The sequence below is a fragment of the Streptomyces sp. NPDC005728 genome (assembly GCF_040630895.1).
Taxonomy (GTDB): domain Bacteria; phylum Actinomycetota; class Actinomycetes; order Streptomycetales; family Streptomycetaceae; genus Streptomyces.
The window spans coordinates 39,699-56,912 of record NZ_JBEXYL010000019.1; the positions used below are offsets into that span (position 1 = coordinate 39,699).

Sequence of the window (17,214 nt, forward strand, 5' to 3'; positions counted from 1 at the left end):
GTGCCTCCCACCGACGCGAGCGCCGGCCCCGGCTCCGTCCCCGTCCACCCCGGCTGCTCGGGCCCCCGACGCATCGAGGACACCCGGGACGCCGGGGACACCGCGACCTTCGGGGACGGCGAGGACACCCTGGACCTGCGTCTGCCCGACGAGTTCGTCACCCTTTTCGCCGAGGGGACAGTCGACGTGGAGAGCGGCGGTGGGGAGACAGGGCAGGGATTCGCCGGGGTCACCATGCGACTCGACCGGGGCACGGAGGGTCTCGCTCAGTCCATGGACGACCTGCTCGACCACGTCCCCGCCTGGGGGCCGACCGGCACACCCGTGGGCCGGTTCCAGTTGGTGCCGGTAAGCGTCGAGCAGGACCTGTCGCTCGTCCAGCACTGGATGAAGGACCCCGCTGTCGCCGCCTTCTGGGAGCTGGCCGGGTCCCACAGCGAAACGGAGAGTCATCTGCGCGCTCAGCTCGACGGCGACGGACGCAGCGTGCCGTGTCTCGGCGTGCTGGACGGTACTCCCATGAGCTACTGGGAGATCTACCGGGCGGACCTGGATCCGCTGGCCCGCCACTATCCGGCCCGTCCGCATGACACGGGGATCCACCTCCTTGTCGGTAGTGCCGCCGACCGAGGGCGGGGACTGGGATCCGCCCTGCTCAGAGCCGTAGCCGATCTGGTCCTCGACCGCCGCCCCGCCTGCGCTCGTGTCGTCGCCGAACCCGATCTCGGCAACACCCCCTCCGTAGCCGCCTTCCTGAGCGCCGGCTTTCGGTTCGCGGCAGAGGTCGACCTGCCCGACAAGCGGGCCGCCCTCATGATCCGGGACCGGGTCCTGCGCGGTCTGATGTAGCGCCGTGTGACGGCGCGGTTACATGTGGAACGCCGCTCGGGTCGATCCAGTTCCCAATCGCGGGGGACGGATTTCCGCAGACCCAAGCGATCCCGCTACCCAGCCGTCCCAGCCACCCGTCCCGTCTCAACCACCCTGGCCGTCCCAGCCACCCCGTCCCGTCCCTGGAGTCCCGGCAGTGATCCCACCCCCCGCCCCCGCCTTGATCACCCGTTTGTCAGTGCCGGGCCGTAGGGTGGTCGGGCTATGACGAAGCCCTCACTCCCCGAACTCCTGCATGCCGCTGTCGCAGCCGTCGGCGGCACGGAGCGCCCCGGCCAGGTGACCATGGCCGAATCGGTCGCCGAGGCGATCGACGACGGATCCCACCTGCTGGTCCAGGCCGGCACCGGCACCGGAAAGTCGCTGGGCTATCTAGTGCCCGCCCTTGCGCACGGGGAGCGTGTGGTCGTCGCTACGGCCACGCTCGCGCTGCAACGCCAGCTCGTGGAACGCGACCTGCCCCGCACGGTCGACGCCCTCCACCCGCTGCTGCGCCGGCGCCCAGAGTTCGCCATGCTCAAGGGCAGGTCGAACTACCTGTGTCTGCACCGCCTGCACGAGGGCATGCCACAGGACGAGGAGGACGGACTCTTCGACCAGTTCGAGGCCGCCGCGCCCACCAGCAAGCTGGGCCAGGACCTGCTGCGCATGCGCGAGTGGGCGGACGAGACCGAGACCGGCGACCGCGACGACCTCACGCCGGGTGTCTCCGACCGTGCCTGGTCGCAGGTGTCGGTGTCCTCGCGGGAGTGCCTCGGCGCGTCGAAGTGTGCCTACGGCGCCGAATGCTTTGCCGAGATGGCCCGCGAACGCGCCAAGCTGGCCGAGGTCGTCGTCACGAACCACGCACTGCTGGCCATCGACGCGATCGAGGGCGCTCCGGTGCTGCCGCAGCACGAGGTGCTGATCGTGGACGAGGCGCACGAACTGGTCTCCCGCGTCACCGGCGTCGCCACCGGCGAACTCACGCCCGGCCAGGTCAACCGTGCCGTGCGCCGGGCCGCCAAGCTCGTCAACGAGAAGGCCGCCGACCAGCTCCAGACCGCCGCCGAGGGCTTCGAGCGGATCATGGAGCTGGCGCTGCCGGGCCGTCTGGAGGAGATCCCGGAAGACCTCGGCTATGCCTTGATGGCGCTGCGCGACGCCGCCCGTACGGTCATCTCCGCGATCGGCACGACCCGCGACAAGTCCGTCCAGGACGAGGACGCGGTCCGCAAGCAGGCGCTGGCCTCGGTGGAGACGGTGCACGACGTGGCCGAGCGGGTCCTGAACGGCTCGGAGTGGGACGTCGTCTGGTACGAGCGCCACGACCGTTTCGGCGCCTCTCTGTGTGTCGCCCCCATGTCGGTCTCCGGGCTGCTCAGGGAGAAGCTCTTCGCCGACCGCAGTGTCGTCCTCACCTCGGCGACCCTCAGGCTGGGCGGTGACTTCAACGGCGTCGGCGCCTCCCTGGGGCTGGGACCCGAGGGGATGGAGGGTGATGACCTGCCGCAGTGGAAGGGCGTCGACGTCGGCTCGCCCTTCGACTACCGCAAGCAGGGCATCCTGTACGTCGCCAAGCATCTCGCACGCCCGGCGCGGGACGGCGAGCGAACCGACATGCTCGACGAACTGACCGAGTTGATCCAGGCGGCCGGCGGCCGCACCCTCGGACTGTTCTCGTCGATGCGGGCCGCCCAGCTCGCTGCGGAGGAGCTGCGCTCGCGGATCCCCGAGTTCCCGATCCTGCTCCAGGGCGAGGAGACGCTCGGCGAGCTGATCAAGAACTTCGCGACCGACCCCAAGACCTGCCTCTTCGGCACGCTGTCGCTGTGGCAGGGCGTCGACGTCCCGGGACCCAGCTGTCAGCTGGTCGTCATGGACAAGATCCCGTTCCCGCGCCCCGACGACCCGCTGATGAGCGCCCGCCAGAAGTCGGTGGAGGACGCGGGTGGCAACGGCTTCATGGCGGTGGCCGCGACCCACGCGGCCCTGCTCATGGCCCAGGGCGCCGGTCGTCTCGTACGGGCTTCCGGGGACCGCGGTGTGGTCGCGGTGCTGGATCAGCGGCTCGCCACCGCGCGGTACGGCGGATACCTCAAGACGTCGCTGCCCGACTTCTGGTACACCACGGACCGTAACCAGGTGCGCAGGTCGCTCGCGGCGATCGACGCGGCCGCGAAGCAGGCGGAAGAGTAGTCCCTTCCTACCTGGCCCGTCGGGCTGCCTGCGGTTCGGCCGCGGGCAGCCCGACGACCCAGGCGGATGGGACGACGGCTCCGGGTGGAGCCGAACGCACAGGGCCCCGGAACCGGCGCAGGGGTCCCGGGGCCCGGTCAGGAGGCAGGCCGTCCGGCCCGCCTGCCGCAGCCGTCACACGCGCCGCAGCACGGCGACGACCTTGCCCAGGATGGTCGCGTCGTCACCGGGGATCGGCTCGTAGGCCGCGTTGTGCGGGAGGAGCCAGACATGGCCGTCCTCGCGCTTGAAGCGCTTGACGGTGGCTTCCCCGTCGAGCATGGCCGCCACGATGTCGCCGTTCTCGGCGACCGGCTGACGGCGGACGGTGACCCAGTCGCCGTCGCAGATCGCGGCCTCGATCATGGAGTCGCCGACGACCTTGAGGACGAACAGTTCGCCGTCGCCGACGAGCTGCCGGGGGAGGGGGAACACGTCCTCGACCGACTCCTCCGCGAGGATCGGGCCACCGGCAGCGATACGGCCGACCAGCGGGACGTACGACGCTGCAGGCTTGCCCGCGGTGTCCGTGGGCTGCACGGTCACGGCCTGGTCGGATCCGCGCACCTCGTAGGCGCGCGGGCGGTGCGGGTCACGGCGCAGGAAGCCCTTGCGCTCCAGCGCCATCAGCTGGTGGGCGACCGAGGACGTGCTGGAGAGACCGACGGCCTGGCCGATCTCGCGCATCGACGGCGGGTAACCGCGCCGCTGCACGGAGTCCCTGATGACCTCGATCACCCGGCGCTGCCGGTCGGTGAGTCCGGAGCTGTCCGCCCGGATGCCTGGAGGTCGGCCCGGCAGGGAGCGCTTGTGTCCCTCGGGATTCGTGGCTTCGTTCATCGCATGTACCGGCTCGACTCGGCCCTGGGAGCGGTCCTGGGCAGTGATGGTGGCACTGTCTGCGGTGGTGGTCACGTCGGCCCCTCTCGATGGTCTCCCTGCTGGACAACGGTAGTTGCTTTCGAAAGGTTGCGCCAAACACACGTTCGAGTGAAAAAGTGCGATTCACGTGACGCGGTCATGTGTCCGGGTGTATGGCTAACGCGACCCTTGGCAGACAAAAGCACCCATTGTGTACGCTTCACCGCCGGGGTGGATCACCTCGTGGGTTGCATCCCCAGTCTGCCATCCGGAACCCCGTCAACCGGGATCCGGACCCCTTCTGTGCCGGAGTCGCACCCGTCCTCCGTGCGGCGCCCACGGTATCTCCGTAAGTGTTCTCGCGGTACGTCCGCGCGCGCGTGTTTCCACAGGTGGCAGGGTGACTCAGCCGTGTGGAGGTGTACGGCTGCGACACGCGCGAGCTGTCGGTGTATCAGCCAATCCCCACATCTAGTGGTTGGATTGCTACAGCAGCCCACAAGTTGTGGTCCCCCCGGTCCGAGACGGCTCCGCGATCGCCTATGCTTGGGGCTGCTTCGAGGGACTCCTGAGGTCTCTTGGGGCTGTTTAGTCTGCTGTGAGGAGGGTTGGAGATCATGCACTGCCCCTTCTGCAGGCACCCCGACAGCCGTGTGGTCGACAGTCGTACGACCGACGACGGCACGTCGATCCGCAGGCGCCGCCAGTGCCCTGACTGCTCCCGTCGTTTCACGACCGTGGAGACGTGCTCGCTCATGGTGGTCAAGCGGTCCGGAGTCACCGAGCCGTTCAGCCGTACCAAGGTCATCAACGGCGTGCGCAAGGCATGCCAGGGACGACCCGTCACCGAGGACGCACTCGCCCAGCTCGGCCAGCGGGTCGAGGAGGCGGTGCGGGCCACCGGGAGCGCCGAGCTGACCACCCATGACGTGGGTCTGGCCATACTCGGCCCGTTGCAGGAGCTCGACCTTGTCGCCTATCTGCGATTCGCCTCCGTCTACCGGGCGTTCGACTCGCTCGAGGACTTCGAGGCCGCCATCGCGGAGCTGAGGGAGGCGACGCGAGGCCCCGCCGCGGACGACGAAGACGCGGGAGCGGGGAGCAAGGAAGACGATCGCGGGCGCGGAGGGACCACACAGGTCACCGTGCCCGCCCACGCCGCCGACTGACCTGCGGCCGGAACCGGACGGAGTCCCGGGGTCCGGCCGGGCGGCGGCGACCTAAGACCTGTTGCGGGCGGCAGCTGAGGGTGCCCGCAATACACGACAGAACACCGTGCCACGGGAACATCGTGGCACTTCAGGGCGTTTTAGCCCGTACAGGGAGGCGGCATGACAGAGACGGCGAGCGGTCCGGCACGAGGTTCCCGAGCGAAGGGCACCAAGGCCAGCAAGGGACTGCGTATCGAGCGCATCCACACCACCCCCGGCGTACACCCGTACGACGAGGTGGCGTGGGAGCGCCGTGACGTCGTCATGACCAACTGGCGCGACGGCTCGGTCAACTTCGAGCAGCGTGGCGTCGAGTTCCCCGACTTCTGGTCGGTGAACGCGGTCAACATCGTCACCAGCAAGTACTTCCGCGGTGCCGTCGGCACCCCGCAGCGTGAGGTCAGCCTCAAGCAGCTGATCGACCGCATCGTGAAGACGTACCGGAAGGCCGGCGAGGAGAACAAGTATTTCGCCTCGCCCGCCGACGCCGAGATCTTCGAGCACGAGCTGGCGTACGCCCTCCTGCACCAGATCTTCAGCTTCAACAGCCCCGTCTGGTTCAACGTCGGAACCCCGCAGCCCCAGCAGGTCTCCGCCTGCTTCATCCTGTCCGTCGACGACTCCATGGAGTCGATCCTCGACTGGTACAAGGAAGAGGGCATGATCTTCAAGGGCGGGTCCGGTGCCGGCCTGAACCTCTCCCGCATCCGCTCCTCCAAGGAGCTGTTGTCCTCCGGCGGTAACGCCTCGGGTCCCGTCTCCTTCATGCGTGGTGCCGACGCCTCCGCAGGAACGATCAAGTCGGGCGGCGCCACCCGCCGCGCCGCCAAGATGGTCATCCTCGACGTCGACCACCCCGACATCGAGGACTTCATCGAGACCAAGGTGAAGGAAGAGGAGAAGATCCGCGCCCTGCGCGACGCGGGCTTCGACATGGACCTGGGCGGTGACGACATCACGTCCGTCCAGTACCAGAACGCCAACAACTCGGTCCGTGTGAACGACACGTTCATGAAGGCCGTCGAGACGGGCGGCAAGTTCGGCCTGACGTCCCGCATGACCGGCGAGGTCATCGAGGAGGTCGACGCCAAGGCCCTGTTCCGCAAGATGGCCGAGGCCGCCTGGGCCTGCGCCGACCCGGGTATCCAGTACGACGACACCATCAACCACTGGCACACCTGCCCGGAGTCCGGCCGTATCAACGGCTCGAACCCCTGCAGCGAGTACATGCACCTGGACAACACGTCCTGCAACCTCGCCTCGCTGAACCTGATGAAGTTCCTGAAGGACGACAGCAAGGGCAACCAGTCCTTCGACGTCGAGCGCTTCGCGAAGGTCGTCGAGCTCGTCATCACCGCGATGGACATCTCCATCTGCTTCGCGGACTTCCCGACGCAGAAGATCGGTGAGAACACGCGCGCGTTCCGCCAGCTCGGCATCGGCTACGCCAACCTCGGCGCCCTGCTGATGGCGACGGGCCACGCGTACGACTCCGGCGGCGGCCGTGCCCTTGCCGGTGCCATCACCTCTCTGATGACCGGCACGTCGTACAAGCGTTCCGCCGAACTCGCCGCGGTCGTCGGTGCGTACGACGGCTACGCCCGCAACGCCCAGCCGCACCTGCGTGTCATGAAGCAGCACGCGGACGAGAACACCAAGGCCGTCCGCATGGACGACCTGGACACGCCGATCTGGGCCGCCGCCACGGAGGCCTGGCAGGACGTGCTGCGCCTCGGCGAGCAGAACGGTTTCCGTAACTCCCAGGCGTCCGTCATCGCCCCGACCGGCACCATCGGTCTGGCGATGTCCTGCGACACCACCGGCCTCGAGCCCGACCTCGCCCTGGTCAAGTTCAAGAAGCTGGTCGGCGGCGGCTCGATGCAGATCGTCAACGGCACGGTCCCGCAGGCCCTGCGCCGCCTGGGCTACCAGGAGGAGCAGATCGAGGCGATCGTCGCCCACATCGCCGAGCACGGCAATGTCGTCGATGCCCCGAGCCTCAAGCACGAGCACTACGAGGTGTTCGACTGCGCCATGGGCGAGCGCTCCATCTCCGCGATGGGCCACGTCCGCATGATGGCCGCGATCCAGCCGTGGATCTCCGGTGCCCTGTCCAAGACGGTCAACATGCCGGAGTCGGCGACCGTCGAGGAGGTCGAGGAGATCTACTTCGAGGCCTGGAAGATGGGCGTCAAGGCGCTCGCCATCTACCGCGACAACTGCAAGGTCGGTCAGCCGCTCTCCGCCAAGACCAAGGAGAAGGAGAAGGCCGAGGTCACGGCGAAGGCCGAGGCGACCATCCGCGAGACGGTCGAGAAGGTGGTCGAGTACCGCCCGGTTCGCAAGCGCCTCCCGAAGGGTCGTCCCGGCATCACCACGTCCTTCACCGTCGGTGGCGCCGAGGGCTACATGACGGCCAACTCCTACCCCGACGACGGTCTCGGCGAGGTCTTCCTCAAGATGTCCAAGCAGGGCTCGACCCTCGCGGGCATGATGGACGCCTTCTCCATCGCCGTCTCGGTCGGCCTCCAGTACGGCGTGCCCCTGGAGACGTACGTCTCGAAATTCACCAACATGCGCTTCGAGCCGGCCGGGATGACGGACGACCCGGACGTGCGCATGGCGCAGTCCATCGTCGACTACATCTTCCGCCGTCTGGCGCTGGACTTCCTGCCCTTCGAGACCCGCTCCGCCCTGGGCATCCACTCCGCCGAGGAGCGCCAGCGCCACCTGGAGACCGGCTCCTACGAGCCGACCGAGGACGAGGTCGACGTCGAGGGCCTGGCCCAGTCGGCGCCGCGCGCCCAGGAGCTGAAGGCCGTGGCCGCACCGAAGGTCGAGGCCGAGGTGGTCGAGCCGGCTCCGAGGCAGGCTCACACCAGCGCCGAGCTGGTGGAGATGCAGCTGGGCATCCAGGCCGACGCCCCGCTGTGCTTCTCCTGCGGTACGAAGATGCAGCGGGCCGGGTCCTGCTACATCTGCGAGGGCTGCGGTTCGACCAGCGGCTGCAGCTGATGACACGCGGTATCTGAGGTAAGGGGCGCCGGCCAATTGCCGGCGCCCCTTACTTTTCCGGGGCGCCTCTACTCTCTGGGGCATCCGCGGAATCGGCTCCGCAGGTTGCGGGGGCGCGTCCCTACCTCGGCTCATGACCACGACGCACAGGTACGACGCCGGCCTCTCGGACCTCGCGAAGTGGACCGGGCCGCTGCCCTCGACGCCTTGGCCGAGGATTTTCGTTCACCCGGTCCCGTGGTGCGCGACGACGCCTACCTCGCGGCGGTCTGCCGCGTACCGGGGCTCCGTCCCGCCGGGCGAGACCGGCTCGGTGACCGCATGGCTGTTCATCTGAAGGATCCGGCCGTGCGGGCCCGCGGCTTCGTGCCGCTCGTGCTGGCCCGGATCACCGACGGAGCGGACCTCCTGGCCGCGCTCAGGAGGACGACCGCCTCGCCCAGGCGCTCGCGCGGATCCTCGGCCGTCCGAGCCTCACGGAGGCCGACTCGATGCGCCGGCCGGCGCCGTTGGCGGCGGCCTTCCGGACCGGCGAGCCCGGCCCGGTGCCTGCCTTGGCCTCCCACACCATGCACCGTCCTGGAGGAGCCGGCCCGGACGCCCGCGATCGTCGCCCCCTGCACCGGGTGAACGTCAGGGCCGGTCCGTCCGGCCCATGACCTGGGCGAAGGCCGCCGGATCCTCGTCGAAGCCATGGACACCGGCGTGGAAGGTCCACCCGCCGGATCCGTCCCGCACGAACTCGGCGATCGTGGCCGCCGTGGCCCCGAGGACCGAGCCGAAGTCGTCCTCGGCGAGCACCGTGTAGCCCTCGCGAATGCGCACGGCGGGACTCAGCACATCCACGAACACCTTGTGCCCGGTCTGCTGTTGGATGACGACACCGACCACCACGCGCGCGTACCGGCTGTCGAGCCGGTCGAGTTCGAGCGTCATGACCTCGTCCCAGCCGAAGCCCTTGCCGTCCGTGCTGTCCCGGTTGAGGTAGATCGTGCCGTCCGGGGAGCGGCTGTCGAAGTGCACCAGATAGGCCGGAGCCCCGTTCGGGTCACCGGACACGAAGGTCGCGGCGACGAGGTCGAGATCGGTGGGCGCCTGACCCGCCGGACTCGGGTCCCACTTGAGCGCGACCTCCACCTTGCGGTTTCCCTTGCTGAAGCCGGTCACCGGGCTTCCCCTTCCCCCCTGAAGATCCGTCTTCCCCAACTCCTGTGGAGTCAGGGCTCCTTGCTCATCGTGCCACGGGCGCGGGCTGCATGCGCGGGTGATCTCCGCCGGAGCGTGACCGACGCCACGCCCGGTGGCCGTACGATGGCGCGGTGCTGGTCAAGTGGATTCGCTGCACCGTGGTGGACCGCCGCGGCTTCGAGCGCGGGCAGCGGAAATGGGCGGGGCTTCTGGGGGAGCCGGGATTTCGGGGACAGGGCGGAGGCTGGAGCCGGCAGCGGCCCGGGGTGGTGCACATCTTCGCCTTCTGGGAGAGCCGTGCCTTCTACGACTCCTTCATGGCCCGCTCCCACGACCGCCTGGCGGCTGCCCAGTCCGGCACGTTCAAGGACGCCCAGGTCAAGCTGTTCGAGTACCGATTCGACGTGAAGACCGGCTTCGAGCCCCGGTTCACCGACTCGGACCTGATCCGCGTCGCACTCTGCCGGGTGCACGAGGACCGCGTCGAACACTTCACGCTGATGCAGGAGAAGGTCTGGAACCCCGCGATGGCCGGCTCGCCCGGCATGATCCGGGGCATGTTCGCCGAGGCGCCCGAGCACGAGTTCATGGTCCTGTCCATGTGGCGGTCGGCGGCCGAGCACGGCAAGTACCGCACGGAGCGGGTGGAGCGCCTCGCCCTGCGCGCCCAGACGGAGGCGGACATCGCGGCCCTCTCGGGTGACATCGTGGAGCTGGAGCCGTCCTGGACGGTCTGAGGCGTGTACCTGACGGGGGCAGGCGCCGCCGTAGATAGTTGGAAAAGCAAACGCTAGATTCGTGTGCCCGAAAAGCACTTCAATGTGCAAGATCCGTGTGACCTACGCCGTATGGAGCCCGTACGAGTGCTCGACTGCCCGCCGCGCCAACTAGGGTTTTGGCATGGCACGACCACGGCGCATCATCCTTGTCCGGCACGGCGAGTCAACGGGCAATGTTGATGACTCCGTGTACGAGCGCGAGCCCGACCACGCTCTCGCGCTGACCGAACGCGGCTGGCGGCAGGCGGAAGAGACCGGCAAGACAGTCCGCGAGATCTTCGGCCACGAACGCGTGAGCGTGTACGTCTCCCCCTACCGCCGTACCCTCGAGACCCTGCGCGCCTTCCACCTCGACCCCGACCTCATACGGGTGCGGGAGGAACCCAGGCTGCGCGAGCAGGACTGGGGCAACTGGCAGGACCGCGACGACGTGCGCCTGCAGAAGGCGTACCGGGACGCGTACGGCCACTTCTTCTTCCGCTTCCCTCAGGGGGAGTCCGGTGCCGACGTGTACGACCGGGTCGGCGGCTTCCTGGAGAGCCTGTTCCGCAGCTTCGAGGCCCCCGACCATCCGCCGAACGTGCTCCTGGTGACACACGGACTGGCGATGCGGCTGTTCTGCATGCGCTGGTTCCACTGGACCGTCGCGGAATTCGAGTCTCTGTCGAACCCCGGGAACGCCGAGATGCGGATGCTCGTTCTCGGGGAGGACGGCAAGTACACCCTCGACCGGCCCTTCGAGCGGTGGCGGGACCCGGTGCCGAACTGGGTCAGCGGATAGAGTGGCAGGGCGATGACCGCTGACTCCTCTTCTCTCGGGCGCCTGGAGCGCGCCCTGGCCAGCCTGCGCGGACTTGCGGTGGGGGATGCGCTGGGCTCGCAGTTCTTCGTTCCGGCGAACTACCCCCTGCTCAAACGGCGCGAGCTGCCCGGGGGCTCCTGGCAGTGGACGGACGACACGGAGATGGCCTGCTCCGTGGTGGCCGTCCTGGCCGCCCACCAGCGCCTCGACCAGGACGCGCTGGCCCGCTCCTTCGCCGAGCACCACGACTTCGACCGGGGCTACGGCCCCGCCGTCAACCGGCTGCTCCGCCTCGTCCGGGAAGGCGAGGACTGGCGCGAGCTGTCCGCGGCCCTCTTCAACGGACGGGGCTCCTGGGGCAACGGCGCGGCGATGCGTATCGCGCCCCTGGGTGCCTGGTACGCGGACGACCTGGAGCAGGCGACCCACCAGGCGGAGATCTCGGCGTATCCCACGCACCAGCACCGCGAAGCCGTGGTGGGCGCGATGGCCGTTGCCGCGGCTGCCGCGCTGGTCGCATCTCCGGACGGCCCGCCCAGCCCCGAAACGCTCCTCGACGGCGTGATCGCCCTCGTCCCGAAGAGCGCCGTCGGCGCCGGGCTGCGCCGCGCCCGGGACATGCTCGACTACGGCGACGCGGGCACGGTCGCGGCCGTTCTCGGCTGCGGGCGCCGCACGAGTGCCCATGACACGGTTCCGTTCGCCCTCTGGTCCGCCGCGCGGTCCCTTGCCGGCTACGAGACGGCGTTCTGGACGACCGCCCAGGTGGGCGGGGACGTGGACACGACCTGCGCGATCGTGGGCGGTGTGCTCGCGTCCGGCAAGGCGGGGACGCCGCCGGCCGAGTGGCTGGAGCGGACCGAGGCGCTGCCGGACTGGGTGCTCGCGGGTCTCTGAAGGCCGTGCTCCAAAGGCCTGCACGGTCCTGCGTCCTGGTGTGCGCTCACCACAGGTCTGCCGGTCACCCGAGGCGGAAACTCTCCGTGCTCGCCGGGAACTCTGCGTGACCGGCAACCGTATTCCTGGTATCCGCCATCCCCGTCGGCAGGGTCAGACGCCGGCGCGGTTCGAGGCGGCGGCAGACGAGGGTGCAAGGGGGTGCGGGCCATGTCGGTGGTTGCCGTTGTGGTGATGGTACTGATCCTGCCCTTGGGCGCCGCGACCATGGCCGTGAGCGTGATGCGGCCGGCCGGACCGCTGTGTGTGCCGTCTGTATCCCGGCAGGGGTCCGGCCGGCCGCGGCTTCCCGCAGCCTCGGGCGGGTCAGCCGATGCTCGGACCCGCCGTGCCGGAGAGGGCCTCGAGGTCGCTCTTGCGGACCTTGATCACCAGCCAGGCGGTGACGGCTGCGAGTGCAGCCATCGCGACGGCCGGGATGAAGGCGATCGAGATGCCGTGGGCGAGCACTTCGCTCCCCCAGGGCGCCGGAAGCAGGTGCGTCTTGGCGAACTGCGCCTTCTGCTCCGGCGTGCTGTGCGCGAGGAACTGGGGCAGCTGCTTCTTCGCCTCGTCCGTGCTCGCGGAGCCGAACACCGTGGTCAGGATGGACAGACCCAGCGAGCCGCCGATCTGCTGGGTGGCATTCAGCAGCCCGGAGGCCGCCCCCGCCTCGTGCGGGGCGACACCGGAAACCGCCGTGACGGTGGCAGTCACGAAGTTCAGACCCATACCGAAACCGAACACCAGCATCGGTCCCAGCACTCCGCTGAGGTAGGAGCTGTCAGGGCTGATGAAGGTCTGCCAGAACAGGCCGACCGCCACGAGCGCCGAGCCGACCATCATGAACGGCTTGGGGCCGAGCGTGGGCAGGAATCGCTGGGACAGACCCGCTCCGATCGCGATCGCGACCGTGACGGGAAGGAAGGCCACGCCTGCCTTGATCGGGCTGTAGCCCAGCACGTTCTGCACGAACAGCACGATGTAGAAGAACATGCCGAACATCGCCGCGGCCAGGCTCAGCATGATCACGTACGTCCCCGAACGGTTGGGGTCCGCGAACATCTTGAGCGGGGTGATCGGTTCCTTCGCTCGCAGTTCGGTGAAGACGAAGGCCACCAGGAGCACCACCGCCGCGCCGAACGAACCGAGGGTCAGTCCGTCCCGCCAGCCGTCCTCCGAGGCACGGATGAAGCCGTACACCAGCGAGGCCATGCCCAGTGTCGACGTCAGCGCGCCCGCGATGTCGAACCGCCCCGGGTGCCGCTCGGATTCGCTGATGTACAGCGGTGCGAGTACGGCGATCAGCACACCGATGGGCACATTGACGAAGAGCACCCACCGCCAGTCGAGCCAGTCGGTCAGCATGCCGCCGGCGAGCAGACCGATGGCACCGCCACCGGCCGACACTCCCGCGAACACGCCGAACGCCCGGTTGCGCTCGGGACCTTCGGGGAAGGTGGTCGTGATCAGTGCGAGCGAGGTGGGCGACGCGATCGCGCCTCCCACGCCCTGCAGGGCTCGTGCGGCCAGCAGCTGCCAGGGTTCCTGGGCGAGGCCACCGAGCAGCGAGGCGAAGGTGAACAGCAGGATGCCGGTCATGAACACCCGGCGCCGGCCGAGGACGTCACCGGCCCGCGCGCCGAGGAGCAGCAGACCGCCGAAGGTGAGTGTGTAGGCGCTGACCACCCAAGTGAGGTCTGTGGTGCTGAACTTGAGCGCGTCTTGAATGTGCGGGAGGGCGATGTTCACAATCGTCGCGTCGAGCACCACCATGAGTTGGCAGGCCGCGATGACGGTGAGCGCGATGCCGGGATGCCCCTCCCGGCGGGCCGCACCCGGTTTCTGTTCCTGGAGCAGCTGAGAGGTTGTCACTATGGGTCCCCCACGAAGGTGTTAGTGAACGCTCGCGTTCACTGTCGCGTCAACGGTAGTGAGTCCCCAAGAGAGAACGCAAGCGTTCACTTAATCTCGCGTCGCGTATCACGTCCCCCTTGGTTGAGACGCGACGCAGCCCCGCTCCTGAATCCCCACTCCCCCTTGCTCGCTGGAGAAACACGATGGTTACCTCGCGCTGGACGGCCGCTCCTGCTCAGACGGCCCCTCCTCGTCGGCGCGGTGCGGTGCTCGAGCGCGCGATCCTGGATGCCGCGCTGGAGCAGCTCAGTACGGTCGGCTGGAAGGGCCTGACGATGGAGGGGGTCGCGGCCGGCGCCCAGACCGGTAAGGCCGCGGTCTACCGTCGCTGGCCATCCAAGGAGGACCTGGTCGCCGATGCCCTCGTGGCCGGACTGCCCCCCGTCGAGGAGGTGCCCGACCTCGGCAGCGTGCGCGAGGATCTGCTGGCCCTGTGTGTGCGGGTGCGGGAGGCCATGTACTCCCGCCCCGGTTTCGCACTGCGTGCCGTGATTCACGAATGTGACCCAGCGCAGGCCGAGCGCTTCCATGGGGTGATCTCCGACGGCTTGGTGGAGCCGACCGTCAAGCTCTTGCGTGAGGTCATCACCCGTGGAATAGAGCGCGGAGAGGTGCGTTCCGACGCAGCCAACGGATATGTCATCGATGCGATCCCGGCCATGATGATGTACCGATCGAAGATGTGCGCCAGCGAATGGAGCGATCGGGATCTCGAGGAGATGATCGACCTGCTGATGCTTCCGCTGCTGCGCCCGCACGGTGCCTGATCCCGGCCGCCCGCGACCTCGGTGCCGGCCGTGGGACCAGGGTGTCGCACGAGGTTCCCGGCGGCGTACGCTAAGGGCGCCATGCCGTACGAACCGCCCACTCATACCGTCGAGCGCTCCCTGCGCGCCACGACCGGAGCGAAGGTCATTGCTGGTGTCGACGAGGTGGGGCGGGGCGCCTGGGCCGGTCCTGTCACCGTCTGCGCGGCGATCACCGGACTCCGTCGACCGCCCGAGGGTCTGACCGACTCCAAGCTGCTGACGGTCAAACGGCGTACGGAACTGGCCGGGATACTGCGTTCGTGGGTGACGGCCTATGCCCTGGGGCATGCTTCCCCCGAGGAGATCGACGAACTGGGGATGACCGCCGCGCTGCGGCTGGCAGCCGTGCGTGCCCTGGAAGCCCTGCCGGTCCGCCCCGACGCCGTGATCCTCGACGGGAAGCACGACTATCTCGGCGCCCCGTGGAAGGTGCGCACGGTGATCAAGGGTGACCGGTCGTGCGTGGCCGTTGCGGCAGCGTCGGTGATCGCCAAGGTCCAGCGCGACAAAATGATGGCCGAACTGGGTATCGACCATGCAGACTTCGGGTTTGCGGACAACGCCGGGTATCCGTCGCCCGTGCACAAGGCCGCACTCGAGGAGCGGGGACCCACCCCGTACCACCGATTGTCGTGGGCGTATCTTGATGCGCTGCCCCAGTGGCAGCACCTCAAGAAGGTCCGCGGCTGGGCGGACGGAAGCGTTCCGGAGATCGAGGGTCAGCTCGGCTTCGATTTCTGACGGTTCTGCTCGCACTGATGTGCCACCCGGTCATCCGCGCCGCACCAATGTTTGATAAATATCAGCTCATGCCTCTCATTCCCGAGGAGCCTCAGATTCACGAGAGTGCCCAGGGTCCCCGCGCCACGCCGGCCAGCGGCCGTACCGCGCCGACCCCCCGCCCCGTACCCGGCCCCCGTCCCGCGGCTCCGTCCCGCCCCGGTCGTCCCGGCCCCCAGCGGCCGACGTCGCCGGTGCAGCGCACACCGCGTGACGTGGCTCCGTCCAAGCCAGGCCCGTCGGGCCCGGCCGTTCCCGCCGCCACGGCGGCGACCCCCCAGATCCAACTCATTCCGGCCTCGGCCGAGGGTGCGCTCGACTCCGCCGACGAGGCGGTGGACCTGCTCCTGGACTCGGGCCGCACCCCCGGAGACGTGCTGGTGATCACCACCGGTGCCCAGCACCCGTGGGCCGAGCACGAGCTGTCCTTCGGCGAAGCCTCCTACTGGGCGCAGCACGACGCCGGTGACGACGTCTTCTACACGGACGCCGCCATCGCTTCCCGTGCCGCGTCCCGCCCGGTGGTGGTCGTGGCCGTCAACGGTGGTCCTGCCGCCGCTGCCGCCACCGTCCTCCCGCTGGCCCACTCCAGGGCCGGTGCGTTGCTGATCGTCTGCGGCGACCCGCAGCAGATCAACTCGGTGCTCGGCGCGGGCGTCTGAGTCACGTCCGGCCCCACCGGGCGTCGAGGTGACGAAGGCAGTTCCGAGGGCATCCGCACGGTGCGGTTCTTGGCGTGCCCGGACGACTGGCAGTGGCCGTTCCTCCTCGTGGGACGGCCGCCTGGCAGGCGTCGGCAGTAGAGCCGACAGCGTCCCACGGGCAGGGCCGAGGCGGGAGCGCAGTGGCGCGTCCGAGGCCGGCCCAAGTGGCGAGCGCCGTATCGGCGGCGGGCCGACGGCTGTGCGTATCGGTGTCGTACAGACCGCCGTGCACCGAGTACGAGCCTCGGTGTCGCGTGACTCGTACGCGGCTCTGGCTGGTATCCCTCGGCGGTCCTCCACCCGCCTCCTGGCTGGTGGCACAGGCTCACTGAGCGGGCTGCGCCGGCGGGCCCCCGTAGCCCCCGGCCGAATCCTCAGCGGGCAGCCACGCGGCGCAGGACCTCGGAGACCGGCCCGCCGGTGCGAGGAGCCAGGGGCGGGGTCTCCGACATGGCGAAGGGCTCCGGCTCCGAGTGGGCGTGCGGTCTGCGTCCCCCGCGCCCCTCACCGAGCACCTGCCACCCGTCCCCGGTCAGCGTGATGTACGCACCGCAGCGCAGCCCGTGGAGTGTGCAGGCGTCGCGCAGGCCCCACATCCAAGCGCCGTCCTCCTCGGTCCAACGCGCTTCGCCCTCACGGCAGTAGAGCAGCACGGCGGTGCGCACCGGGGTGCGGCGGCGCAGGTCGTGCGGAATGATCCGGCGCAGCTGGGCGAGCAGCGCGTTGCGGAACATCCAGCCGTCGGCCGGTGCCGGACGGCGCAGGAACGAGGCGCTGGCGCACAGCCGTTCCTCGGCATCCAGAACGGCCACGATCGCCATGGACGGTCTGGGGTGATGGCGGGCGTGGAGCCCGCTGACGACCTCACGGGGGTTGCGCAGCAGGGGGATTCCGGCGGCTGCCCACTCCGCGGGCTCGAGCAGGCGGCTGGCGGAAGCGGCGGACGCGGACGTCGACAACGAGGCCGCCGAGGACGAGGCGAATCCGAAGGTCACGTTCCTCCCTTCGGCTACGCGCCCACACTGCGGGCGAGGTCGGATTCGGGGGAGCGCGCACCGCAGTAAAGCCCAACCGGATCACGGACGAGCCGTGCGGGGAGCGGAC

Annotated in this window: 14 protein-coding genes; 10 read left to right on the plus strand and 4 right to left on the minus strand. The window is 69.1% G+C overall.

Features of this window, described 5'->3' with window-relative positions; translation table 11 throughout:
* Together ABZ471_RS15585 and ABZ471_RS15590 are read left to right on the plus strand one after the other, a co-directional pair.
* On the plus strand, positions 1-849 hold the full coding sequence (locus ABZ471_RS15585; protein ID WP_359066597.1) for a GNAT family N-acetyltransferase: 849 nt from the start codon (positions 1-3) through the stop codon (positions 847-849).
* 246 nt (positions 850-1,095) lie between these two features.
* Positions 1,096-3,069, plus strand: coding sequence for an ATP-dependent DNA helicase (locus ABZ471_RS15590; protein WP_359066599.1), 1,974 nt, complete (start codon positions 1,096-1,098; stop codon positions 3,067-3,069).
* Between the two features lie 174 nt (positions 3,070-3,243).
* Here ABZ471_RS15590 and lexA read toward each other — a convergent pair whose 3' ends face one another.
* Complete coding sequence (gene lexA, locus ABZ471_RS15595) at positions 3,244-4,023, minus strand: transcriptional repressor LexA (RefSeq protein WP_030750750.1); 780 nt, start codon at positions 4,021-4,023, stop codon at positions 3,244-3,246.
* A 563-nt stretch (positions 4,024-4,586) separates the two neighbouring features.
* On the opposite strand from lexA, the gene nrdR reads away from it, so the two are divergent.
* Positions 4,587-5,138 (plus strand): transcriptional regulator NrdR, encoded by a 552-nt coding sequence (gene nrdR / locus ABZ471_RS15600; protein ID WP_359066602.1) that lies wholly within the window; start codon positions 4,587-4,589, stop codon positions 5,136-5,138.
* A 162-nt stretch (positions 5,139-5,300) separates the two neighbouring features.
* The gene (locus ABZ471_RS15605) at positions 5,301-8,195 is read left to right on the plus strand and encodes a vitamin B12-dependent ribonucleotide reductase (protein WP_359066604.1); all 2,895 of its coding nucleotides are present in this window, start codon (positions 5,301-5,303) and stop codon (positions 8,193-8,195) included.
* 633 nt (positions 8,196-8,828) lie between these two features.
* On the opposite strand, the gene ABZ471_RS15610 is transcribed toward ABZ471_RS15605, so the two are convergent.
* Entirely contained in the window at positions 8,829-9,401 is a 573-nt protein-coding gene (locus ABZ471_RS15610) for a TerD family protein (RefSeq protein ID WP_359066606.1), read from the minus strand.
* Between the two features lie 113 nt (positions 9,402-9,514).
* Here ABZ471_RS15610 and ABZ471_RS15615 point away from each other — a divergent pair, with 113 nt between their 5' ends.
* From ABZ471_RS15615 to ABZ471_RS15625, 3 genes are all read left to right on the plus strand, one after another.
* Positions 9,515-10,120, plus strand: a complete 606-nt coding sequence (locus tag ABZ471_RS15615) for a YdbC family protein (RefSeq protein WP_359066608.1) — start codon at positions 9,515-9,517, stop codon at positions 10,118-10,120.
* Positions 10,121-10,283: 163 nt separating this feature from the next.
* Positions 10,284-10,943: a histidine phosphatase family protein gene (locus ABZ471_RS15620; RefSeq protein ID WP_359066610.1), complete on the plus strand. Its 660-nt coding sequence runs from the start codon at positions 10,284-10,286 to the stop codon at positions 10,941-10,943.
* 12 nt (positions 10,944-10,955) lie between these two features.
* Entirely contained in the window at positions 10,956-11,861 is a 906-nt protein-coding gene (locus ABZ471_RS15625; protein WP_359066612.1) for an ADP-ribosylglycohydrolase family protein, read from the plus strand.
* Positions 11,862-12,227: 366 nt separating this feature from the next.
* Here ABZ471_RS15625 and ABZ471_RS15630 read toward each other — a convergent pair whose 3' ends face one another.
* Positions 12,228-13,775, minus strand: coding sequence for an MFS transporter (locus tag ABZ471_RS15630; RefSeq protein ID WP_359066614.1), 1,548 nt, complete (start codon positions 13,773-13,775; stop codon positions 12,228-12,230).
* A 185-nt stretch (positions 13,776-13,960) separates the two neighbouring features.
* On the opposite strand from ABZ471_RS15630, the gene ABZ471_RS15635 reads away from it, so the two are divergent.
* The 3 genes from ABZ471_RS15635 (at position 13,961) to ABZ471_RS15645 (ending at position 16,068) form a co-directional block, all read left to right on the plus strand.
* Positions 13,961-14,584 (plus strand): TetR/AcrR family transcriptional regulator, encoded by a 624-nt coding sequence (locus tag ABZ471_RS15635; RefSeq protein WP_359066616.1) that lies wholly within the window; start codon positions 13,961-13,963, stop codon positions 14,582-14,584.
* Between the two features lie 81 nt (positions 14,585-14,665).
* The gene (locus ABZ471_RS15640; protein WP_359066618.1) at positions 14,666-15,367 is read left to right on the plus strand and encodes a ribonuclease HII; all 702 of its coding nucleotides are present in this window, start codon (positions 14,666-14,668) and stop codon (positions 15,365-15,367) included.
* A gap of 68 nt (positions 15,368-15,435) precedes the next feature.
* Complete coding sequence (locus tag ABZ471_RS15645; protein WP_359066620.1) at positions 15,436-16,068, plus strand: hypothetical protein; 633 nt, start codon at positions 15,436-15,438, stop codon at positions 16,066-16,068.
* A gap of 416 nt (positions 16,069-16,484) precedes the next feature.
* On the opposite strand, the gene ABZ471_RS15650 is transcribed toward ABZ471_RS15645, so the two are convergent.
* Positions 16,485-17,105 (minus strand): hypothetical protein, encoded by a 621-nt coding sequence (locus ABZ471_RS15650; RefSeq protein ID WP_359066622.1) that lies wholly within the window; start codon positions 17,103-17,105, stop codon positions 16,485-16,487.
* Positions 17,106-17,214: the final 109 nt, after the last annotated feature.